21 protein-coding genes are annotated in these 21389 nt (G+C 39.2%); 4 read left to right on the top strand and 17 right to left on the bottom strand.

Going from position 1 to position 21389, the window contains the following annotated elements:
- Positions 1 to 3: 3 nt before the first annotated feature.
- The 10 genes from GKE48_RS11770 to GKE48_RS11725 all read right to left on the bottom strand — a co-directional run bounded on the left by GKE48_RS11770 (position 4) and on the right by GKE48_RS11725 (position 8783).
- Complete coding sequence (locus GKE48_RS11770) at positions 4 to 837, bottom strand: formate/nitrite transporter family protein (RefSeq protein ID WP_055216025.1); 834 nt, start codon at positions 835 to 837, stop codon at positions 4 to 6.
- 479 nt (positions 838 to 1316) lie between these two features.
- Complete coding sequence (atpC, locus tag GKE48_RS11765) at positions 1317 to 1730, bottom strand: ATP synthase F1 subunit epsilon (RefSeq protein ID WP_012739706.1); 414 nt, start codon at positions 1728 to 1730, stop codon at positions 1317 to 1319.
- Between the two features lie 24 nt (positions 1731 to 1754).
- Positions 1755 to 3146 carry a F0F1 ATP synthase subunit beta gene (gene atpD, locus GKE48_RS11760; protein WP_022098936.1) on the bottom strand — a complete coding sequence of 464 codons (1392 nt, stop codon included), beginning with the start codon at positions 3144 to 3146 and terminating at the stop codon, positions 1755 to 1757.
- 20 nt (positions 3147 to 3166) lie between these two features.
- Positions 3167 to 4060 carry an ATP synthase F1 subunit gamma gene (atpG, locus tag GKE48_RS11755; RefSeq protein ID WP_012739708.1) on the bottom strand — a complete coding sequence of 298 codons (894 nt, stop codon included), beginning with the start codon at positions 4058 to 4060 and terminating at the stop codon, positions 3167 to 3169.
- 35 nt (positions 4061 to 4095) lie between these two features.
- Complete coding sequence (gene atpA, locus GKE48_RS11750; protein WP_416388682.1) at positions 4096 to 5601, bottom strand: F0F1 ATP synthase subunit alpha; 1506 nt, start codon at positions 5599 to 5601, stop codon at positions 4096 to 4098.
- Positions 5598 to 6119, bottom strand: a complete 522-nt coding sequence (gene atpH / locus GKE48_RS11745) for an ATP synthase F1 subunit delta (protein ID WP_154301146.1) — start codon at positions 6117 to 6119, stop codon at positions 5598 to 5600. Before atpH ends, atpA begins: the two co-directional genes overlap by 4 nt.
- A complete protein-coding gene (atpF, locus tag GKE48_RS11740; RefSeq protein WP_012739711.1) occupies positions 6097 to 6549 on the bottom strand; it encodes a F0F1 ATP synthase subunit B in 453 nt (150 codons plus the stop codon). Before atpF ends, atpH begins: the two co-directional genes overlap by 23 nt.
- A 52-nt stretch (positions 6550 to 6601) precedes the next feature.
- Positions 6602 to 6829, bottom strand: coding sequence for an ATP synthase F0 subunit C (gene atpE, locus GKE48_RS11735; RefSeq protein ID WP_012739712.1), 228 nt, complete (start codon positions 6827 to 6829; stop codon positions 6602 to 6604).
- Positions 6830 to 6875: 46 nt separating this feature from the next.
- A complete protein-coding gene (locus GKE48_RS11730) occupies positions 6876 to 7562 on the bottom strand; it encodes a F0F1 ATP synthase subunit A (RefSeq protein ID WP_022098940.1) in 687 nt (228 codons plus the stop codon).
- Between the two features lie 321 nt (positions 7563 to 7883).
- Positions 7884 to 8783: a LysR family transcriptional regulator gene (locus GKE48_RS11725; protein WP_154301145.1), complete on the bottom strand. Its 900-nt coding sequence runs from the start codon at positions 8781 to 8783 to the stop codon at positions 7884 to 7886.
- Between the two features lie 157 nt (positions 8784 to 8940).
- Here GKE48_RS11725 and GKE48_RS11720 point away from each other — a divergent pair, with 157 nt between their 5' ends.
- Positions 8941 to 9639, top strand: a complete 699-nt coding sequence (locus GKE48_RS11720) for a DUF6198 family protein (RefSeq protein WP_154301144.1) — start codon at positions 8941 to 8943, stop codon at positions 9637 to 9639.
- Positions 9640 to 9644: 5 nt separating this feature from the next.
- Here the strand turns inward: GKE48_RS11720 and GKE48_RS14865 are convergent, their stop codons facing one another.
- The 7 genes from GKE48_RS14865 to GKE48_RS11680 all read right to left on the bottom strand — a co-directional run bounded on the left by GKE48_RS14865 (position 9645) and on the right by GKE48_RS11680 (position 17847).
- Positions 9645 to 10655 carry an RpnC/YadD family protein gene (locus GKE48_RS14865; RefSeq protein ID WP_243138502.1) on the bottom strand — a complete coding sequence of 337 codons (1011 nt, stop codon included), beginning with the start codon at positions 10653 to 10655 and terminating at the stop codon, positions 9645 to 9647.
- Between the two features lie 409 nt (positions 10656 to 11064).
- Positions 11065 to 12243: an iron-containing alcohol dehydrogenase gene (locus GKE48_RS11705; RefSeq protein WP_154301143.1), complete on the bottom strand. Its 1179-nt coding sequence runs from the start codon at positions 12241 to 12243 to the stop codon at positions 11065 to 11067.
- A 2-nt stretch (positions 12244 to 12245) separates the two neighbouring features.
- A complete protein-coding gene (locus GKE48_RS11700) occupies positions 12246 to 12827 on the bottom strand; it encodes a xanthine phosphoribosyltransferase (protein ID WP_041688693.1) in 582 nt (193 codons plus the stop codon).
- Between the two features lie 91 nt (positions 12828 to 12918).
- Positions 12919 to 14253, bottom strand: a complete 1335-nt coding sequence (locus GKE48_RS11695; protein ID WP_012739719.1) for an MATE family efflux transporter — start codon at positions 14251 to 14253, stop codon at positions 12919 to 12921.
- 17 nt (positions 14254 to 14270) lie between these two features.
- Positions 14271 to 16559 carry a xanthine dehydrogenase family protein molybdopterin-binding subunit gene (locus tag GKE48_RS11690; RefSeq protein WP_154301142.1) on the bottom strand — a complete coding sequence of 763 codons (2289 nt, stop codon included), beginning with the start codon at positions 16557 to 16559 and terminating at the stop codon, positions 14271 to 14273.
- Positions 16560 to 17027, bottom strand: coding sequence for a (2Fe-2S)-binding protein (locus GKE48_RS11685; RefSeq protein ID WP_012739721.1), 468 nt, complete (start codon positions 17025 to 17027; stop codon positions 16560 to 16562).
- Positions 17028 to 17052: 25 nt separating this feature from the next.
- Entirely contained in the window at positions 17053 to 17847 is a 795-nt protein-coding gene (locus GKE48_RS11680; protein WP_012739722.1) for an FAD binding domain-containing protein, read from the bottom strand.
- Positions 17848 to 18506: 659 nt separating this feature from the next.
- Here GKE48_RS11680 and GKE48_RS11675 point away from each other — a divergent pair.
- The 3 genes from GKE48_RS11675 to GKE48_RS11665 are packed head-to-tail and all read left to right on the top strand — an operon-like array spanning position 18507 to position 21386.
- The gene (locus tag GKE48_RS11675) at positions 18507 to 19574 is read left to right on the top strand and encodes an ABC transporter substrate-binding protein (protein WP_154301141.1); all 1068 of its coding nucleotides are present in this window, start codon (positions 18507 to 18509) and stop codon (positions 19572 to 19574) included.
- A 13-nt stretch (positions 19575 to 19587) separates the two neighbouring features.
- Entirely contained in the window at positions 19588 to 20589 is a 1002-nt protein-coding gene (locus tag GKE48_RS11670; RefSeq protein WP_154301140.1) for a FecCD family ABC transporter permease, read from the top strand.
- The gene (locus GKE48_RS11665; protein WP_154301139.1) at positions 20589 to 21386 is read left to right on the top strand and encodes an ABC transporter ATP-binding protein; all 798 of its coding nucleotides are present in this window, start codon (positions 20589 to 20591) and stop codon (positions 21384 to 21386) included. The genes GKE48_RS11670 and GKE48_RS11665 overlap by 1 nt, the downstream gene beginning before the upstream one ends.
- Positions 21387 to 21389: the final 3 nt, after the last annotated feature.

Below are 21389 nucleotides of genomic sequence, written 5' to 3'. Positions count from 1 at the left end.
GTATCACGCCTTCTTTCCACCAACACCATTAATATACATCAACGGTATTCCGAAGAATGCCATTCCTCCCACAATATTACCTATTGTAACAGGAATAAGATTATTAAATATAAAATTCGGTATATTCAATGTACTAAGCTGCTGTGCTGTATAACCATATTGCTCCATAGCATCTTTCACATATAACGGATTAAGTTTTGCTATCATTCCTGCAGGTACATAATACATATTAGCAACACAATGCTCATAACCGCTTACAACAAAAAGCAGTATTATAAAAAAACAACATAACAGTTTTCCGGTTACATCCTTTGCACGTGCCGCAAGCATAACTGCTGCACACACAAGTATGTTACATAATATTCCCGATGCAAGCGCTGTTGTAAAATCAAGATTACATTTTCCAAGTGCTACTTTAATTGTATATGCACCAAGTATTCCCGATGAATAATTATACTGCCCACTTACATAATCAATACATGTAAGCATTAACGAGCCAAGAAGATTTCCCAGATATACTACAACAAGCATTCGTATAAGCTTAAGTGCTGTATGTTTCTTCTGTACAGTTGCCATAATTGCCAGACAGTCTCCCGTGAAAAGCTCAGCACCTGTCATAACAACCATCATAAGTCCCATTGGGAATACAACTCCTGCAACCAGACGTGCAATTCCTACATTGACGATATCATGTGCTGCCACACTGCTTCCGGCTGCGCCAAATGCAATCATCATTCCTGCAAGTATGGCTTTCATAAAAAGCTTGTATGCTGGACAGTCAACCTTCCCAACACAACCTTCCACATAATTCTCTATCGCTTCTTTCATAGATAACATCTTTAGTTCCTCCCTGATTGTGTATTCCTACACTTCAATCGTTTTGTTTTAACTGTGTATACAAAATACGCTTGCATATTATAGCAAGCTGAATATTTATTTACAAGTATCTTATAAAGAACAATTCTACATGCTTCGGCACCCCTTTTGGACTTTCTCTGTGCATCACACCTCTCTAAGGTCCAAATCGTCAGACTGACTCTTCCCTTTTGGACTTTAACACGCCTTCCCGCCGCTTCAACATCCGATCTGCCGCGGCTCGGCTTCCCTTTTGGACTTCAACACGCCTTCCCACCGCTTCAACGTCCAATTCGCCGCGCTTTGGCTTCTCTTTTGGACTTCAACGCGCCTTCCCTCTACTTTAACGTCCAATCCACCACGCCATGGCTAACCATTATCCCTGCACGACAAAAAGCACCTGCCAGAATGCTATTCACAAGCATTCTGGCAGGTGCAAACCCACATATGTATCATAAATTCTACTTTCCAGATGTTGCCTTAAGTCTTGCCATAGCTCTTGCAAGTGCTGCTCTTGAGTGATAATACTCATGGATACTCTGCTTCTGGCGAAGTCTCTCCTCAGCCCTCTGCTTAGCTTCCTCTGCTCTTCTTACATCGATTTCCTCAGGCTTTTCTGCTGTCTCAACAAGAAGAGTTACACGGTTGTTGACGATTTCAACAAATCCCATTCCAACAACAGCATGAATCCACTCGTCGCTGCCCTCTGGCTGGAACTTCATCTGACCTTCATCAATTGCAATAACCATATCTTCATGATGGGCAAGAATTTCCTTCTGTCCATCGAACTCAGGCACAATCAGAGAACGGCATTTGCCAGCGAAAAACACCCGGTTAGCTGATATTACTTTTAAATAAAATGAACTTGTAGCCATTAGTTTTTCCTTTCTGGCAGGATGTTACTGCATCTTCTCAGCCTTTTTAATAACATCATCTATAGTTCCTACATTGAAAAATGCGTTCTCAGGATATTCGTCCATCTCACCATCAATAATTGCCTTGAAACCTCTTATAGTCTCCTTTAATGGAACATATACACCAGGAATACCTGTGAAGTTCTCAGCAACATGGAATGGCTGTGATAAGAATTTCTGAATCTTTCTTGCTCTGAATACTGTAACCTTATCTTCATCTGCAAGCTCTTCCATACCAAGAATAGCAATGATATCCTGTAATTCCTTGTACTTCTGGAGGATTTCCTGAACCTTTCTTGCTACCTCATAATGCTCCTCACCTACAATGTCCGGCTCAAGAATTCTTGATGTAGAATCAAGAGGGTCTACTGCCGGGTAGATGCCCTGTTCAACTATCTTTCTTGAAAGAACTGTAGTTGCATCAAGATGTGCAAATGTTGTTGCAGGTGCAGGGTCAGTAAGGTCATCGGCAGGTACATATACTGCCTGTACTGATGTTACAGAACCATTCTTTGTAGAAGCAATTCTCTCCTGTAATTCACCCATCTCAGTTGCAAGTGTTGGCTGATAACCTACGGCTGAAGGCATACGTCCAAGAAGTGCTGAAACCTCTGAACCAGCCTGTGTAAAACGGAATATATTATCAATGAATAAAAGCACATTCTGATGCTTCTCATCACGGAAATATTCAGCCATTGTAAGTCCTGTCTCAGCAACACGCATACGTGCTCCAGGTGGTTCATTCATCTGACCAAACACCAGGGCAGTTTTTTCAAGAACGCCCGACTCTTTCATTTCTGTCCAGAGGTCGTTACCTTCTCTTGATCTTTCTCCTACACCTGTGAATATTGAATATCCACCATGCTCTGTTGCAATATTGCTGATAAGTTCCTGAATAAGAACTGTCTTACCAACTCCGGCACCACCAAACAGACCAATCTTACCACCCTTTGCATAAGGTGCCAAAAGGTCAATTACCTTGATACCTGTCTCAAGAATCTCTTCTGCAGGATTCTGTTCTTCAAATGTTGGAGGTTCTCTGTGGATTTCCCACTTCTCCTCTGTGTCTGGCTGCTCTCCACCATCAATAGCCTCTCCTAATACATTAAAGAGACGGCCAAGAGTTTTCTCTCCAACAGGAGTCTTAATGCCACTGCCTGTAGCTGTTACTTCCATGTCTCTGCAAAGACCTTCACTGGAAGCAAGCATAATACAGCGGACTGTGTCGTTACCGATATGCTGTGCAACTTCCATTACACATTTTTTATCACCATTATTAACTTCAAGTGCGTCCCTGATTGCCGGAAGGTTCTCATCTTCGAACGCTACATCGACAACAGGTCCCATTACCTGTATAATCTTTCCTTTATTACTCATATTATCTCCTATCCGTCGCATTATTTCTTTCGTTTCTTCTTCTGCGACTTCGCACCAGCGATAACCTCAGTTATTTCCTGTGTGATTGAAGCCTGTCTGGCTCTGTTATACTGTATATCAAGATCGTGCAGCATATCCTTTGCACTCTTTGATGCAGCCTCCATCGCCATCATACGGGCATTCTGTTCGCAGGAGAATGACTCTACCAAAGCTCCGTATACGAAACCAACTATATAATCAGGAACAATTCTGTCCATAACTACTTCTGGGGAAGGTTTTAATGCAAGTTCCTCTCTTTTGAAATCAACCGGTATCTGGATATTGAAATCTGCCTTCTTAAGAGGAAGAAGCTGTTCAATCTGTGTTTCCTCCTGAATAGCATTAATCATACTTGTGTATATGATATACACCTCATCAAGTTCACCTTTTCTGTACAGTTCTATTATTTCTTCTGAAATATTTCTTGCTCTGTTAAGAGTAGGATTCTGAACTGTATAGTGGAACTGCTTCTCAATCTCAATACCGCGCTGTTCAAAATAATGTCGTCCAAGTTCTCCTAATACGAATAATGAATGATTAGGATTCTTTTCAAGCTGCTCCTGCGCAATCTTTAAAACATTATGGTTATATGAACCTGCAAGTCCCTTATCAGCAGTAATAACTATGTAGCCTACCTTTTTATCCGCTGCGTCTTTATCCTCATTTGTCTTAAAATATATACTGCTTATATCAGGTATATGTCTTAAGATTCGGCTCATTTCTGACTGCAGAGTGAAAAAGTATGGTTCCGTGTCTGAAAGCATTTTCTTAGATTTCTTAAGCTTGGAAGAAGAAATCATATACATGGCATTAGTAATCTTTAATGTATCATTGATACTTTTTATTCGATCCTGAATTTCCTTTGTGTTTGCCATATCTATACGCTTACCTTTCTTTTAGCACACATGCATTATGCAAATTCTTTTACTGCTTCCAGAATATTCTTAACCAGCTCATCATTAATCTCTTTCTTATCTTCAATCTGCTTTCCTATTTCAGGATGCTTGAGATCTATGAATTCAAGTAATTCTGTCTGGTGTTTCTTAACTTCCTTAGTAGGTATCTCATCAAATACGCCGTTGTTAGCCATAACAAGTGTCATAACCTGCTCATGCATTGAAAGTGGATGGCAGAGTGGCTGCTTTAAAAGCTCCATAAGGGCTTTTCCGTGCTGTAACTGTGCCTTAGTTGCATCATCAAGATCTGATGCAAACTGTGTAAATACTTCCATCTCTCTGTACTGTGCAAGGTCAATTCTTATGCTTCCTGATGCCTTCTTCATTGCCTTAGTCTGGGCTGCACCACCAACTCGTGAAACCGAAAGACCTACATTAACGGCTGGTCTCATACCTGAATTAAACAGGTTAGTTTCAAGGAATATCTGACCATCTGTGATAGAGATAACATTTGTTGGAATATATGCTGATACATCACCAGCCTGTGTCTCTATTATAGGGAGTGCTGTTATTGAGCCTCCACCTAACGCATCACTTAAACGGCTTGATCTTTCAAGAAGTCTTGAATGAAGATAGAATACATCTCCAGGATAAGCCTCTCGTCCAGGTGATCTTTCAAGCAGAAGGGAAAGTGCTCTATACGCTACCGCATGTTTGCTCAAATCATCATATACAATAAGAACATCTTTTCCCTGATGCATGAAATGCTCTGCCATTGCAGTACCTGCATATGGAGCTATATACTGAAGTGATGCAGGATCACTTGCTGTTGAAGATACAACAATTGAATAATCCATTGCACCATGCTTAGTAAGTGTTGATACAACCTTGGCAACTGTAGATGCCTTCTGTCCGATTGCAACATACACACAGATAACACCTTTACCTTTCTGGTTAATAATTGTATCTGTGGCAATTGATGTCTTACCAGTCTGACGGTCACCAATGATAAGTTCTCGCTGTCCACGGCCAATTGGGAACATTGAATCAATTGAAAGTATTCCTGTTTCCATTGGTGTGCTTACAGACTTACGGTCTACGATACCAGGAGCATCTTCCTCAATTGGTCTGTAATCTTCTTCTTTAATATCGCCTTTTCCATCAATAGGCTCGCCAAGTGCATTGATTACTCTTCCTACAAATGCGCTGCCTACCGGAATTCCGGCTTTTTTCTTGGTTCTTACAACCTTAGTTCCTTCTTTGATTCCTGTATCCCTGCCGAACAAGATAACACCTATCTCATTCTCACGGATATCCTGAACCATTCCTTTTACTCCATTATCAAATACTACGATTTCACCATACATTGCATGGTCAATACCGTATACTGTAGCAATTCCATCACCGACCCATATTACATTACCGGTCTCACGGCTTGCTTCATCCCAATTGAAATTCTCAATCTCACTCTGGATAATGGAGATAATATCTGTTGCACTAATTGCGCCCACAGGGGTCACCTCCCAGTTAATTTTCTTTCAAGCTGACAAAAACGTCCTTCAAAACTTCTGTCGTATTCCTTGTGATGCGCTCTTATAACATATCCGCCTAAGAGATCTGCATCCACTGTCTTTGTCAGTTCAATTGTATAATCCGGATATCTGCTCTTTAAGAAATCCTGTGCCTGCTTTGCATTTTCCTCTGCATCACTGCTATCTGCACTTATAAGCTCTGCTTTTAAAATGTGGTTTGCTTCATCATCAATTCTGTAATATGAATCAAATATGTCTCTCATCTCATCACAATAACCAAGCTTACACATTTCTTTAATGAAATTCTTCATAAGCTCCTTGGTATCATCAAGTGCAAACACTTTATCAATGATGTCGTATTTCTTTGCAAGAGGTATTTCAGGATTCGTGAGAATTTTCTGAAGTTCTGAAGTTTTGCTGTATAACTCATCAGCCCTTCTTACATCCTCTCTGCTCACAGACAACCGGTGTAAAACTATTGCATTATTTACTGCTGCCTGCGTCATGAGCATCACCTGTCTTTACGATTTTTCTTGCAGCTATGAGAGCGAGTCTTGCAATATCTGCCTGTGCAGCTTCCGTTGCTTTCTCTTTCTCTGTAGCTATATCAGCCTTTGCCTTTTCAAGCATTACTTCTGTTTCTTTTCTGGTCTTTTCCAAAGCTGCCTCATGCTCTTCCTGTGCTCTGTTTCTAGCATTTACAATAATCTCATCAGCTTCAGTCTTCGCACTTTCAAGCTTTTCGTCATATGAAGCCTTTAATGCATCTGCTTCTTCCTGACTCTTCTTAGCATCATCAAACTGCTGCTTAATCATATCTTCTCTTGCATTGATTACTTTCATAACAGGCTTAAACAGGAACTTCTTAAACACCAGATATAAGACGAGCAGATTGACTACTGTCCATAATATATTCCATGGATCTATACTTAACACTAGCTTCGCCTTCCTTTCTATCTTGTCTTAGTTATCTTTCCCATAAATGTTATTAGCCTAAGAAAAGAATTATAAGAAGGGCGATAACGAAACCATAAATAGCTGTTGCCTCTGCAAGGGCACAACCTAAAAGAAGTGACTTACTAATCTTGCTTTCTGCCTCTGGCTGTCTTGCGATAGCGTCTACTGCACTGCTTGTTGCCTTACCGATACCAAGACCAGCACCGATACCTGTTAATACTGCTATACCTGCTCCGATTGCTACTAAAATTGTTGACATAATAATAATCTCCTTTTTAAAACATTTATTCTTGTTACATATACTCTTACTCTGTAGCCTCTTTTATAAAAAGACCAGTTAAGAATACGAAAACATACGCCTGTATCAGTCCATCGAATATATCGAAGTAACAACTGAATACTGCCGGTAAAACTGCTGGAACTACCATCTTTAATAATTCCATGATTACAAATGAACCTAAAACATTACCGAATAATCGCATGCAAAGTGATAAGGGCTTGATAAATACTTCCAGAATATTAATAGGAAGTATTATAGGCATTGGCTCTGCAAAACTCTTAAGCCAGCCTTTAGTTCCTCTGGCTCTGATTCCTGCGACCTCAATAAGCACAATACTCATCAATGCCAGTGTTGCTGTAACATTCATATCCTTAGTTGGCGGCTTGAAACCAAGCAGTCCTATCAGGTTCGCAATTCCTATGTAAATAGCAATTGCTGACAGATATGGAATGTATGCCTTTCCTTTTTCTCCTACCGTCTCAGTGAAGAAATCATTGAGCCCCTTTATTGCTGTTTCTACAACTACCTGTCTGCGACTGGGGTTTTCCACACTTAGATTTCGGCTTAGCAGAATACACAACAGAAACACAACAGCCATGATAATCCATGTAACAACAACGGATTCATATACTGGGATTCCACCAAACAAAGGTATAGTGAACACTGTCTCGCAATTAAGTTCTTCCATAAGCCCTTCTACCAAAGCATCCATCTGCACGACCTCCTTTCTAAATATGAAACATATTTCTTTTCTGTTCACGGATTTTATTCCACAAAAAAAATAATGTCAAGCCTAGATTCTGCCTAGGTTTGACACTATTTTCTCCTTTAATAATCGTACATTTTTAACAAAAAATTATTTATGACCAGCGTTCATTTTTGTTATTTTTTACATTGAATTCTGGCAAACTTTATTTTTATTTAATAATTTCATTAAAATTTGTCAAAAATGTATCAATAAAATCTGTTAATTTTTCTACAAATTTGTCATTTAATTAAGATATAACCGGTTATTCATTAATTATATTAATCTCTACAAAGCCGTTAAAACACTTGTATTCTCTATAACAAAGTTCCTGAACGTCTCTACAGCAGGAGACATGTATGTACTATTATCATTAACCATATAAAAGCTTCTCTCATATTCAGGTGACTCGATTTCAAATATTTCTACAGACATCTTTTCCAATATATCCATATATGGAACTACCGCTATTCCGAATCCATTAGCAACCAGCCCGGCAATAACCTGATCTTCCTCAGTTTCATATGCAACCTTTACTGTTATGTCCGATCTTTTCAACATTTCATCAAATATGCTTCTTATTCCAGAGTTCTTGTCAAAACATACATATGAATACCCGGCTGTCTCTGCAAGATTAATGCTCCTTTTCCTTTTCTTAGCCAGCGGATGTCCTTTGGGAGTAATAAGCACCAGTCTCTGCTTCATAACGGGCTCAGCCGTAAAATGATATTCTTCTGATGGCTTGGAACAGAACAACAAATCATACTTTCCAAGCTGCATATCGTCAAGCAGCCTGCCCGTAACATCTGTGTGAAACGTAAAATCTATATCAAGCTTCGGATTCTTCTTTATAAATGCTGCCGCCATCCGAGGGACATAGCTTATTCCCAATGGTCTTACAAGTCCTAATCTTATCGTTCCATTTCCCATTGCACTTCTTTTAATAGAAGCGATTCCATCATCTAACACATCAAGAGTCTTTTCTGCATAAGAAAAAAACTCCTCTCCGAATTGAGTCAGAGTTATCTTATGTCCGTTTTTTTCAAAGAGTTTAACACCAAGTTCCTTTTCCATCTGTGAAATTGCATGACTAAGACTCGGCTGTGTAATGCATAATTCCTCTGCCGCCTTCGTGTACTGGCGGATTCTTGCAAGTGTAACGAAATATCTCAGATTATATATATTCATAGACAGCCTCCTATGCACATTTATTATCTTAATTATAAACAGTTCTATAGACAAAATCTATAATTTCATTAAAATTATTCATTTGTTATTAATCAATAATGAAACTACACTTAGAGACTGTGATTATGTTCTTTATTAAAAAGAAAGGGGATTCCTTATGAGTTCAATTGATAGTGCAATAGATTTAAATGCTGGTTCTGTTTCTGAAAATGTTAAGACTACGCTTAGAGGTGAGCTTGTTCTTGCCTTTGCTGTTATAATCAACAGCCTTGGAGTTGTGCTTATGCTTTACTCAGGAACTGGAATATCTGCAATCTCAAGCGTTCCATATGCTTTTTCCGAAGTCTTCCCTAAGATTACTCTTGGTACATTTACATATATGTTCCAGGGACTTCTTGTACTCAGCCTTATGATTCTGCGAAAGAAGTTCGTACCATCATATCTGTTTTCATTCGTTGTCGGATTCATATTTGGTGAATGCATCGACATGCACAATCTGTGGGTTCCAATGCTCCCAACTGCAATCGGATTCAGAATTGTGTACTTTATTATAAGCTACTGCCTGATAAGTCTCGGCATAGCTCTTTCTAACAGATGTAAGCTTCCAATTATCCCTACCGACCTGTTCCCTCGTGAACTTGCTGACATAACTGGCGTTGCATATTCACGCATCAAGATTTCTTTCGATGTTATATGCCTTGCCGTAACTGCATGTCTTACCGGCCTGATATTAGGTCATGTTAAAGGTCTTGGCATCGGTACTGTTGTTGCTGCATTTACAATGGGAAAAGCCATCGGCCTTGTCGGCAGATGGCTTGATAAGAAATTTGATTTTGTTTCATTTATGAAGAAATAACTTCCTCACATATTGTCTAATCTATCTTTAATTACATTAATATCATAATCTGGGGCAGATGAAACTACTGCTTCGTATATTGGCTTTATATCTGCCTCTTCTTCCTCTAGTTCTGAGGCTATTGTCTCCAGAGTTTTTGACTTCTTTACCTTTTTTATAATCTGATTAACTATCTTTAATTGTTCTCCGCTCTGTTCACCCTCTGCAAATACTTCTTGGGTCAATTCTTCTTTTGCTTCTCGTTTTAATTCTTCTATAACTGTTTCTTTTAATTCTTCTTTAGCCATTTCCTTTGCTTCTTCAAATAATGTCCTTCTGACATCTTCCTCATCATAATCATATATACTCACTTCGACGACCTCCTCCCTATGCTGTTCAAAAAAATCGACAAGTATATCCTCATCTATACATTCGTCAATTGCCTCTGTTACTGCAATCCTGACATCGTCCCCTTCAACTCCCATCTTGAATCTTACTTTATTAACAAATGTCATGTAATCACGCAGCGTTTTGCACTTATTAAGGATATGTACATCTTTATTAATGTTGATAACACGCACCTTAAGCTCCAGCTCCGGATTATCTGTCGGAATCTCATACATATCTGACAGCCTGATTTCATCCTCATCTTCAATCCATTTTTCCAGACCATTGTAGAATGTCACAAAATGTGGAACAGGAATCTTAATCATACTTCTCCTGTGAAGCATGGAATTACTGAACAGCTCTCTGAACACATCCGACACATAGTGCAAAAATCTTAACGGCATATTAGGATTCTTACTCGACTGCTGTTCAAACATATACAGGCTCATACACAGTAAAAATGAAGCGTCATTCTTATACTTCATGTACGAACCTCCATTTAATGTTGTAACCTGCAAATCGTCAACATTCGTGTAAGCTGAATTGTTAAGTGCATTATACAGCTCTAAAAGATTTTTCTTATCCCTGTATAGCATACAGAATACATTGTCCTTAAATTTAGATGTTACATTGTCTTTCTTCTCTGCCATAGAATATCCTCCTCGTCTCTTTCGCAGGCTGATATCCACGCACATATACTAATATTGTATTTGTCTATATAAGTATATTAGCATCTACAGATATCTAAAACAAGCCTGCATTATTCAATTATGTTTTATGTGGATTTTGCTGAATGAATGTCCATAAATGTTTTTCATAAATGAACTTTCATAGATAGATGTTAATCTATGAATATTCAGCTTTGATAAGCAACTGGTGTTGATTATTGAAACAATCAACACCAAGTTACTTTAGAAAAGATTTTATTCTTTAAATATATTAATATCATATATAATTATATATGTCAATATATATTATCTAAACATTAGAAATATATCACTTTTATTAAAAAAGGTACAACATTCATCATGTGAATATTATACCTATAATCAATAAATATTATCTATATGCTCTCTCGTATATACCCGCAATCTCTTCATCAGTAGTTTCCTGAGGGTCTCTTACGAACAATCTCATCATTGTTGCCCTTGCGTTCTTGGCAAGTGTCATTGCTTCTTCCTTCTTTATTCCGTAATCAGACATCTTAAGGTCATCAACTCCACATGCCTTCTGTAATTCAAGAAGTGCTGTGATGAAATCTTCCGGTTTAGACGCATCTTTCATTCCAAGAAAATGTGCCATATCAATGAAGCGTTCATCACATACATGCTTATTAATCCAGAATGTGAAGTACTCCTTAGACAGCATGATAAGTCCTGCTCCATGAGGAAGCTCAGGGTGATATGCACTCATTGCATGCTCCATAGAATGTTCTGATATACATGATGTTACAACCATTGAATAGCCAGACATTGTATTAGCGTATGCAACATGTTCTCTTGCCTCAATATCATTGCCATCCTTAACTGCTCTTGCAAGATAATGTCCGATATTTTCAATCGCGGCACGCTGAATCATATCTCCCATAATATTATGTTTGTTGCTTATATACCCTTCCAATGAATGGAAAAGTGCATCAAATCCCTGATATGCAGTGAATTTCGGTGGAACTGTTTTCATAAGCTCAGGGTCAACAATTGCATACTTTGCAAACATCCCCGCCATTCCACCAATACCAATCTTTTCATTAGTATCAGGATTAGAAATTACTCCGATAGTATCAACCTCTGAGCCTGTTCCTGCTGATGTAGTAATTGCAATCCATGGAAGAATCTCATTAGGAGGTGTCATCTTTCCACCTGATGGGCTGTTAGCATAATCCCACAGATTATCTGATGGCTGTGGAATGAACATTGCCATATTCTTAGCCGCGTCCATAACTGAACCGCCACCTAAAGCAATAACAAAGTCAACTCCGTTCTCGCGACCAATTCTTGCGCCTTCTTCAACTGCTGACTTCAGCGGATTAGCTCCTATTCCGTTATAAAGCACATATGAAACATCAGCCTGTTTAAGTTCATTTATTGTTCTGTCAAGTGAACCATTCATCCTTGCAGACTTTCCATTGCTTATAACAAGAAGTGCTTTCTTTCCTGGCATCTTAAGAGTATGAAGCTTAGAAAGACTTCCGCATCCAAATACGACATCTACTGGTGAAAAAAACTGATATTCATTCATGATTACTCCTCTCTGAAATTAATACTGCCATCTGCAGCATTCATTCCATCAACAATAGCCAGAGATTCCAGCTGGTATCCAAGATTACGGATAATCTGTCCGCCCTGCTGAAATCCCTTCTCAACTGCGATACCAATACCTTCAACAGTTCCACCTGCCTGATTGACAATAGAGATAAGTCCCTGAAGTGCACAACCATTAGCAAGGAAATCGTCAATAATAAGCACATGATCCTCCGGACCTACAAACTTCTTAGATATAAGCACCTGATTCTTGCACTTATGTGTAAATGATTCAACTTCGGCAGAGTACACATCACCGTCAATATTGACGCTCTGTGACTTCTTTGCAAATACAACCGGTACATCAAAGCATTCTGCAACTATACATGCAATACCGATTCCTGAAGCCTCAATTGTTATAATCTTATTAATATTCTTTCCGGCAAATCTTCTCTTAAATTCTTCGCCCATCTGCTTGAAAAGTTTAACATCCATCTGATGATTAAGAAAACTGTCAACTTTCAAGATGTTGCCTTCCTTGACAACTCCGTCCTTCATAATTCTTTCTTCAAGAAAATTCATAGTAATGATTCCTTTCGTAAGTAAATTATCTGTCATATTATAAGAAATAATTCTATCATCACTAAGCATTGCGGTCAATCGCTTTTAGTACTTAATACCCATATTTTTTCTTCTTCGCAACAAGGAAAATTATGGTTGCAATCATAGCAAGAAATTCTGCCACAACTACTGACATCCACACACCTGTAAGCTTGAAAAACACAGGCAGAATAAGCACTGCTGTCACCTGAAATACAAGGGTCCTAAGAAACGATATCAATGCTGATGTAAGGCCATCACTAAGTGCTGTGAAGAATGACGAACCTAATATCGGGAAGCCTGAAAACAGAAACGAACATGAAAAAATCATGAAACCTGCAACAGTTATGTCGAATAATTCCTTATCATACCCGACAAACACCTGCGCAAGCGGTCTTGCAAGAACCTGTCCCAGCACAAACATTGTAAATGCTCCAACAACGATAATTCTTATACCTTTTCCAAGAATACTCTTTAATTCTTTTTTATTACCAGAGCCATAATTAAATCCGACAATAGGTGCACTTCCTACTGAGTATCCCATGAATATTGCCTGAAATATGAAATTGACATACATAACAACACCATAAGCTGCAATTCCATTTTCTCCGGCATATTTCATCAACTGCATATTGTAAAGCATACTTACTAAAGACGCTGACACATTATTCATGAATTCAGACGCACCGTTAGATGCTGCTTTACCAAGTATTCTGATATCAAATCTGAACTTTGTTAATCTTAAAAGGCTTGTGTTCTTTTTCATAAAATACACAACCGGAATTGCACCTCCAACAAGCTCACTCATCGAAGTTGCAAGTGCCGCACCGACAAGCCCCCATCTGAATCCTGCAACAAAAAGTGCATCAAGCGCCATATTGGTAACACCTGCTGCCACAGTCACATACAGACCAAGCTTAGGCTTTCCCGCTGTTGCAAACAGACACTGAAACTCAAACTGCAATATATAAAAAGGTAATGCCGCAAGAATAATTCTTCCATATAATACACAGTCACTAAGAAGCTTTCCTTCTGCACCAAGCATCATGGCAACAGGTCTTATCAATATAATACCAAGAAGTCCTAATACAATACCGCATATTGCTGAAAATGCCACTATAAACGAGAATATGTGGCTTGCCTTCTCTTTCTTTCCCTCTCCAAGTGACATTGCAATAAGTGCGCCACCACCTGTTCCAAACATAAATCCGACGCAGCCAAGAATCATAAGCACCGGCATAATCAGATTAACTGCTGCAAATGAAGTTTTACCTACAAAGTTAGAAACAAACAAGCCATCAACAACGCCATATATAGATGTAAATATCAGCATAACAATTGATGGCATTGTGAATCTCATGAGTTTCCTATATCCAAAATGATCTGATAATTTAATCTCTTCTTTCATTCATTTCCTCAAAATAATCACTTCTGTCTTGCCATTGCAATCTGGCCAGGAGTTATAGGAAGCTCGTAAAATCTCTTTCCTGCCGCATGGCTTAATGCATCTGTAATTGCAGGAAGCGGTGTATTAATTACAACCTCTCCGATTGATTTAGCACCAAAAGGACCTGCATTCTCGTAACTGCTCTCAAACTCAACATTAATATGTCCGATATCCATTCTTGACGGAATCTTATACTGTAAAAATGAGTTCTCATACAGCTTGCCTTTATCTGAATATGTGATATTCTCTGACATTGTCATTCCAATTCCCTGTAATATACCGCCCTCTGCCTGTACTCTTGCAAGGTTAGGATTAACAGGTGTTCCACAATCAACACATGCGTCATACTCAACAACACGGCTCTCTCCTGTGAGAAGGTCAACCTCGACCTCCGCTGCTCCAACCATGAATGGTGGTGGTGAAATAGGTGATGTATGTGTATTGGTAACTGAAAGTGCTATATCATTACCACACATGGATGCTGTTGATATATCGGCCAGGGTTACACATTTATCCTTGTTCTCACCTGATTCGCATATTACTTTCTTTCCGTCAAATGTGACATCACATTTCTCGCAGCCTAACATCTTAGCACCAAGCTTTTCGATTCTGTCTCTAAGCTCTAATGCACATTTTTCAACAGCCTTACCTGTTACATACGTTGTACTTGATGCGTATGAACCTGAATCATAAGGTGATATGTCAGTATCTGCACCAAATACACTTATATCGTCTGTGCTGCATTCAAGAACCTCTGCTGCAATCTGTGCAAGTATTGTATCACAGCCTGTTCCCATATCAGCAGCTCCGATGTTCATAGTATATACACCTTCATCATTAAGCTTTAGTGTCGCACTGCCGACATCAACTCCTGATATACCTGAGCCCTGCATTGCCATGCCCATTCCGACAAAACGTGCCTTAGTATCAGAAATCTTTCTCATAGGATATTTCTCATCCCATTTAATCATCTCTTTGACCTTTGCAAGACATCTGTCAAGTGCACAGCTTGTATTAACCTGTCCATAGTAAGCAGGCATTACATCGCCCTCTTTTACTATGTTCTTAAATCTGATTTCAAACGGGTCCATATGAAGTCTGTCTGCCAGTTCATTTACAGCCGACTCAACTGCAAAAAGTCCCTGTGTCGCACCATAACCTCTGTAAGCACCCGCTGACATTATATTAGTATATACAACATCACTTACAAAACGGAACGCCTCTGCCTTTCCATATAATGGAATTGACTTGTGTCCAGAAAGTCCTACTGTTGTAGGACCATGCTCGCCATATGCGCCTGTATTAGATAATGTGTATAAATCAATTCCTTTTACAATACCATCCTTAGTTGCACCAAGTCTTACATGCATCTGCATCTCATGTCTTGGTGATGAAGCTGACTGTGTTTCTTCCCTTGAAAATATAATCTTAGACGGTTTCTTGGTCTTCCATGTAACAAATGCAGGATATATCTCTGACACAGATGTCTGCTTTGCTCCAAATCCGCCTCCGATTCTTGGCTTGGTAACTCTTATCTTAGATGGCGATATTCCAAGTGCATGTGAGATAATTCTCCTGCAATGGAATACTATCTGTGTAGAACTTACGACATGAAGTCTTCCATAAGTATCTATTGTACAGAAAGTTCTGAAAGTCTCCATCATGCTCTGCTGGCATGCCTTAGTATGATATGTCCTGTCAATCACAATATCACACTCATCTAACACTTTATCGATATCTCCGTTGCCGCTCTCATCATGCGCGCACAGATTTCTTTTATTATCAGCTCCAACCGGACATAATGCCTCCCAGTTATCCTCTGGATGTACAAGAATCTCATTATCCTTTGCCTTAGTGAAATCAAGCAATGGTTCAAGTACTTCATATTCTGTCTTAATAAGCTTCATTGCCTTATCAACACAGCGTTCATCAGCACCTGCAACAATGGCAACCGGATCGCCTATGAATCTTACATGCTTATCAAGAATAAGCCTGTCATAAGGACTTGGCTCAGGATATGTCTGACCTGCACATGTGAATCTTTTCATATTCTGGTCAACATCTTTATATGTAAATATTGCTTCTATTCCCGGCACCTTCATCGCAATATCAGTATTAATATTCTTTACAAATGCGTTGGCATATGGTGAGCGCAGAAGCTTTACAACAAGGCAGTCCTTAGGTGCAATATCATCTGTATACACCGGCTTTCCAAGAAGCAGTTCCATCGCATCTTTCTTTCTGATAGCTTTATTAACCGACTTCATTTATTCAGCCTCCTTTGCTTTCTTTGCCTCAAGGAAATTCATAATTCCTCTTAACTGTCCCTCATAACCTGAACATCTGCACAGATTTCCTGAAAGGAACTCCTTTATCTCCTCTTCATCAGGATAAGGATTCTCTCTGAAAAGTGCCAATGCATTCATAACAAATCCCGGATTACAGAATCCGCACTGCTCTGCTCCCTGATCTGCTATAAATGTGACAAATTCAGACGCCTCCTCCTGTAATCCTTCGAGTGTTGTAACACTGCATTTGTCTGCTCTTGCTGCAAGAACTGAACATGAAAGGACAGGCTTATCATTAAGAAATACTGTACATAAGCCACAGTTAGATGTTTCACAGCCACATTTTACGCTGTAACAGCCATGCTCTCTCACGAATTCATAGAGTGTCATGTCTGCCGTAATATCTGCTTTAACAGATTTTCCATTCAACTTAATATCAACTAACATATATTCTCCAATCCGTAATCACCAATTAATCTCTGTTAATATTCTGAAGTGCCCTGCCTGCAAGAACGCCTGAAAGATGACTTCTATACTCAGCACTTCCTCTCATATTGCCCGCTGTAGGCACATTTTTCTTAACAAATGTACTGAATTCTTCTACCGACTTCTCGTTAATACCGCCTGCAAGTATTCCTTCTGTATCTTTAACAACAATTGCTCTTCCCGGCCTTGCACCTATGCAGATATTGCAGACTCCAGTATCTTTAAACTTTACTCCTGCACATGTAAGCACCGGCAGATCTGTTTCTGTTATTCTCACTGCTTCATAAAACATATTCACCGGTCTTTTCTTAACAATAATATTAACAACAATGTCCCTGTCATAATCACGGTCAGCATACTCAGTTAATGGAACAATGCCTCCCTTGTATAGTTCTACATAAGAATCCAGTCCGATTAAAAGCGTAAGCACATCAGAAAATCCATATCTTCCATATATACTTCCACCAACTGTTGCAAGATTTCTGAACTGCACACCTACAATATGCCTTAAAGCCTCCTTAGCACAGCCATCTGTATATTCATTAAAACTCTCATGAACTTCTAACTGTCTTAAAGTTGTCATACAGCCAATCTTAAATTCTTCATCTGATTCTTCAATCTTATCAAGTCCAAGCCCTGACATATCAATAGCTGTATTCATTCTGTTGTCGCCCATACGCATCCACATCATGCCGCCGACAATACGGTTAGCTTTCTTCTGATTAAGCTCATAGGCTTCTTCAAGGCTTTCTACTTTCTTATAATTCTGTATAGTAAGCATAAAAACTCCAATCTATTTATTAGTGATATGAACAACGGACGGTTGTGGCGGGCGCAGACCCGTTACCTGCAGGTGATGGCTCTCATGGCAGCTTAGCTTAGTGGGAGTAGCTGCCGCCATCTGCAAAGCCTATTAGTGTGCAGAAAATCAAACGCGCTACGCTTGAACGAGATTTTCTGCACACACCTTTAAGCATATGGCGGCATAACTCCCACACAGCACACTGCAAATCGAGCCCTCGCCTGCTGGCATCGGGTCTGTGCCCGCCACAACCTGTCTGTCGACCTTCACTACTAAATTCTTTACTCACCAAGAAATCGATAAAAAATCTCATTCTCTTTCCTTATATAAATATAACGGCTTGTAAAACCCTTGTCAATCTGATAAAATTCATTTGCTAATATAATTTATGAGAATTGTTTTTTGAGATATTTAGAACAACAGCCACGAAAAATTGTTGAGTCCAACGCAGGATGCTTTGGAGCCGCCGGTACTTAGTAAGCGGGAATAGTTGGCACGAAGTGACAACAAATTCCCGCGAACTTAGTACCGCTGCGAGCGACAAGCAGCGAAAGCGTGTCCTGCGTTGAACTCAACAATTTTCGTGGCGTCCGTTCTAACAAACCTCCACAAACCAATTCACAGAAAGGATTTTTAACATGAAGAATTTTAAAAGATTTACCGCCCTCTTTTTATCAATGCTCATGCTTTTTTCATTAGCAGCATGCGGCAATTCTACAACTTCTGATAAGGGCACAGAAGAAGCTACTACTTCAGCATTTGACGTAATGTCACAGTTTAATGAGATTGGCGTAAGCTATCCTCTTACTGTTACTGACCAGGCTGGTAGAACCGTAACATTTGAAAAGGCTCCAGAAAAGATTGCATCATCTTACTACATTTCAACAAGCCTTCTTCTTGCACTTGGATTACAGGATAAACTCGTTGGAATTGAAGCAAAGGCTAACACAAGAAATATTTACAAGCTTGCAGCTCCTGCAATCGTAAGCCTTCCTAACATGGGAACAGCCAAGGAATTTAACACTGAAGCATGTGTAGCTGCTGCACCTGATGTTGTATTTCTTCCAATGAAATTAAAGAAAACAGCTGATACTCTTGAAAGTCTTGGAATCAAGGCTATTGTTGTGAATCCAGAAGACCAGTCACTTTTAGAGGAATGCATAACTCTTGTTGGAAAGATTACTAACAATGCAGGACGTGCTGAAGCACTTAATAATTCAATCAAGACATTTTTAGCTGATAACAAGACTAATGTTTCTGGCGAAAATACACCATCTGTATACCTTGCAGGTAACAGCTCTGTTCTCTCAACTGCCGGAAGCAAGATGTATCAGAATACTCTGCTTACTAACGCAGGTGGTAAAAATGTTGCTTCTGAACTTACAGATACTTACTGGGCAAATGTTTCTTACGAGCAGATTCTTGCATGGAACCCTGATTACATCGTTATCGCTGCTGATGCAACTTACTCAGTTGATGACATCTTAAGCGATGCTAATCTTGCCAGCTGCAATGCTGTTAAGAACAAAAATGTAGTAAAGCTTCCTAACGATATCGAAGCATGGGATTCTCCAGTTCCTGGAAGCTTCCTTGGAAGTATATACATTGCTTCTGTTCTTCACCCAGAAAAGGTAACTAAAGATTTCTATGAAACTTGTGTAACTAAATTCTATGAAAGCTTTTATGGATTTACACCTGCAAAATAATTAAGGATGATTTATGTTCAAGAATATTAATAATTACAGGAACAAAATTATACTATTATCTGTCATGTGGGCACTGCTTCTTATAGCAGTGTTTACATGGTCAGTTCTTACCGGACAGTATCCACTCACATTAAAAGGACTGCTGTCAGGAGACACTATGTCAATTATGGTCTTTAAAAGACTAAGACTTCCACGTGCTATTATGGGCATTATCGGAGGCTTTGGACTTTCAATATCTGGTTATGTATATCAGATGATATTTAAAAATCCACTGGCATCACCTGATGTTGTCGGTGTTTCTTCCGGTGCAAGTGCCGGCGCAGCTTTTGCTATAGTTGCGGTTTCGTCTTTAACCCCTGTTGTATCAATATCCGCATTTGCCGGAGGAATAATTGCTCTTATAATCACATTACTTGTGGCTTATCTTGTTCCCGGCAGAAACAGTTACACAATTGTACTTGCTGGTATTGCCATTCATTCTGTAGCACAGACAATTCTTATGTTTCTCAAACTTGCTGCAGATCCTGAAAAACAGCTTGCTTCTATTGAATACTGGATCATGGGAAGCCTTAACGGTGTTTCAAAGGACAGCCTTGCTATTCCTTTCTTTGTAACATGTGCAGGCTTTATAATCATGACTTTATTATACAGACAGATTCTCATTCTCTCGATAAATGAGGATGAAGCTGCCGCTCTCGGTGTCAATGTCACAGTTCTCCGTTTTATCATATTAATGATTGCAACATTAATCGTATCATCAATTATATGTGTAACCGGACTTATCAGCTTTATTGGACTTATTGCACCTCACATTGCCAGATTACTCACAAGACGCAATGACAGATACACATACATATCAAGCGGACTGGCTGGTGCCATCATCATGACACTTGCTGATATATTTGCAAGAAGTGTATCCTCATCGGAACTCCCTGTAAGCATATTTACATCACTCCTTGGTGCACCGCTGCTTATAATCCTGCTTATCAAAGCTAACAAAAAGGAGGTTGCATAATGTCCGATTTATTCAATTCTGAATTATATGTTTCAGATGTATCAGTATATTATGGAAGCAAATGTGCTGTCCATAATGTAAGCTTTGACATTCAGCCTGGACAGCTTACAGCAATTATCGGTAATAACGGCTGCGGGAAAACCTCACTTATAAGAGCTGTCATGAATCTTGTTAAACATAGTGGAAAATGCATGCTTGGCGAGCTTCAGCTTGAAAGTATGTCTGTCAGGAAAAGAGCCGGCATGATAAGCTACATTCCACAAAGAACCGGAATAAGCGTAAGTATGACTGTAAGAGATGTCTGTCTGCTTGGCTTTAATCCACAGCTTCACATGCTTGAATCGTATAACTCCGACATGAAATATCGTGCTGATAAAGCTATCGATTCTGTTGGCCTTTCCGGATTATATGATACAGACTTTCTCACATTAAGCGAAGGCCAGAAGCAGTTATGCATACTTGCACGCACACTTATAGAAGATTCGGCGCTTCTGCTTCTTGATGAGCCCGACAGTGCGCTTGATTTTTCTAACCGTCATATGCTTATGAAACATATCCGGAATATTATTTCTGATAACAAATGTGCTCTCATGTGTATACACAGTCCAGAACTTGCACTTGAGTACTGCGACAGGATTCTTCTTATGAAAGATGGAAAAATTGTTTCAGATATTGATGTACATGCAGCCAGTCTTTCAGAAATCAATGAAAAAATGTCTCTTATATATGATAATATCAATGTTACTGAATGTACTGATGCCAAGGGAAATGTACACAGAATAGTTCTTGCTTTGTAATAG

This window comes from Lachnospira eligens (assembly GCF_009680455.1).
Taxonomy (GTDB): domain Bacteria; phylum Bacillota; class Clostridia; order Lachnospirales; family Lachnospiraceae; genus Lachnospira; species Lachnospira eligens_A.
This window is presented reverse-complemented; position numbering and strand designations above follow the sequence as displayed.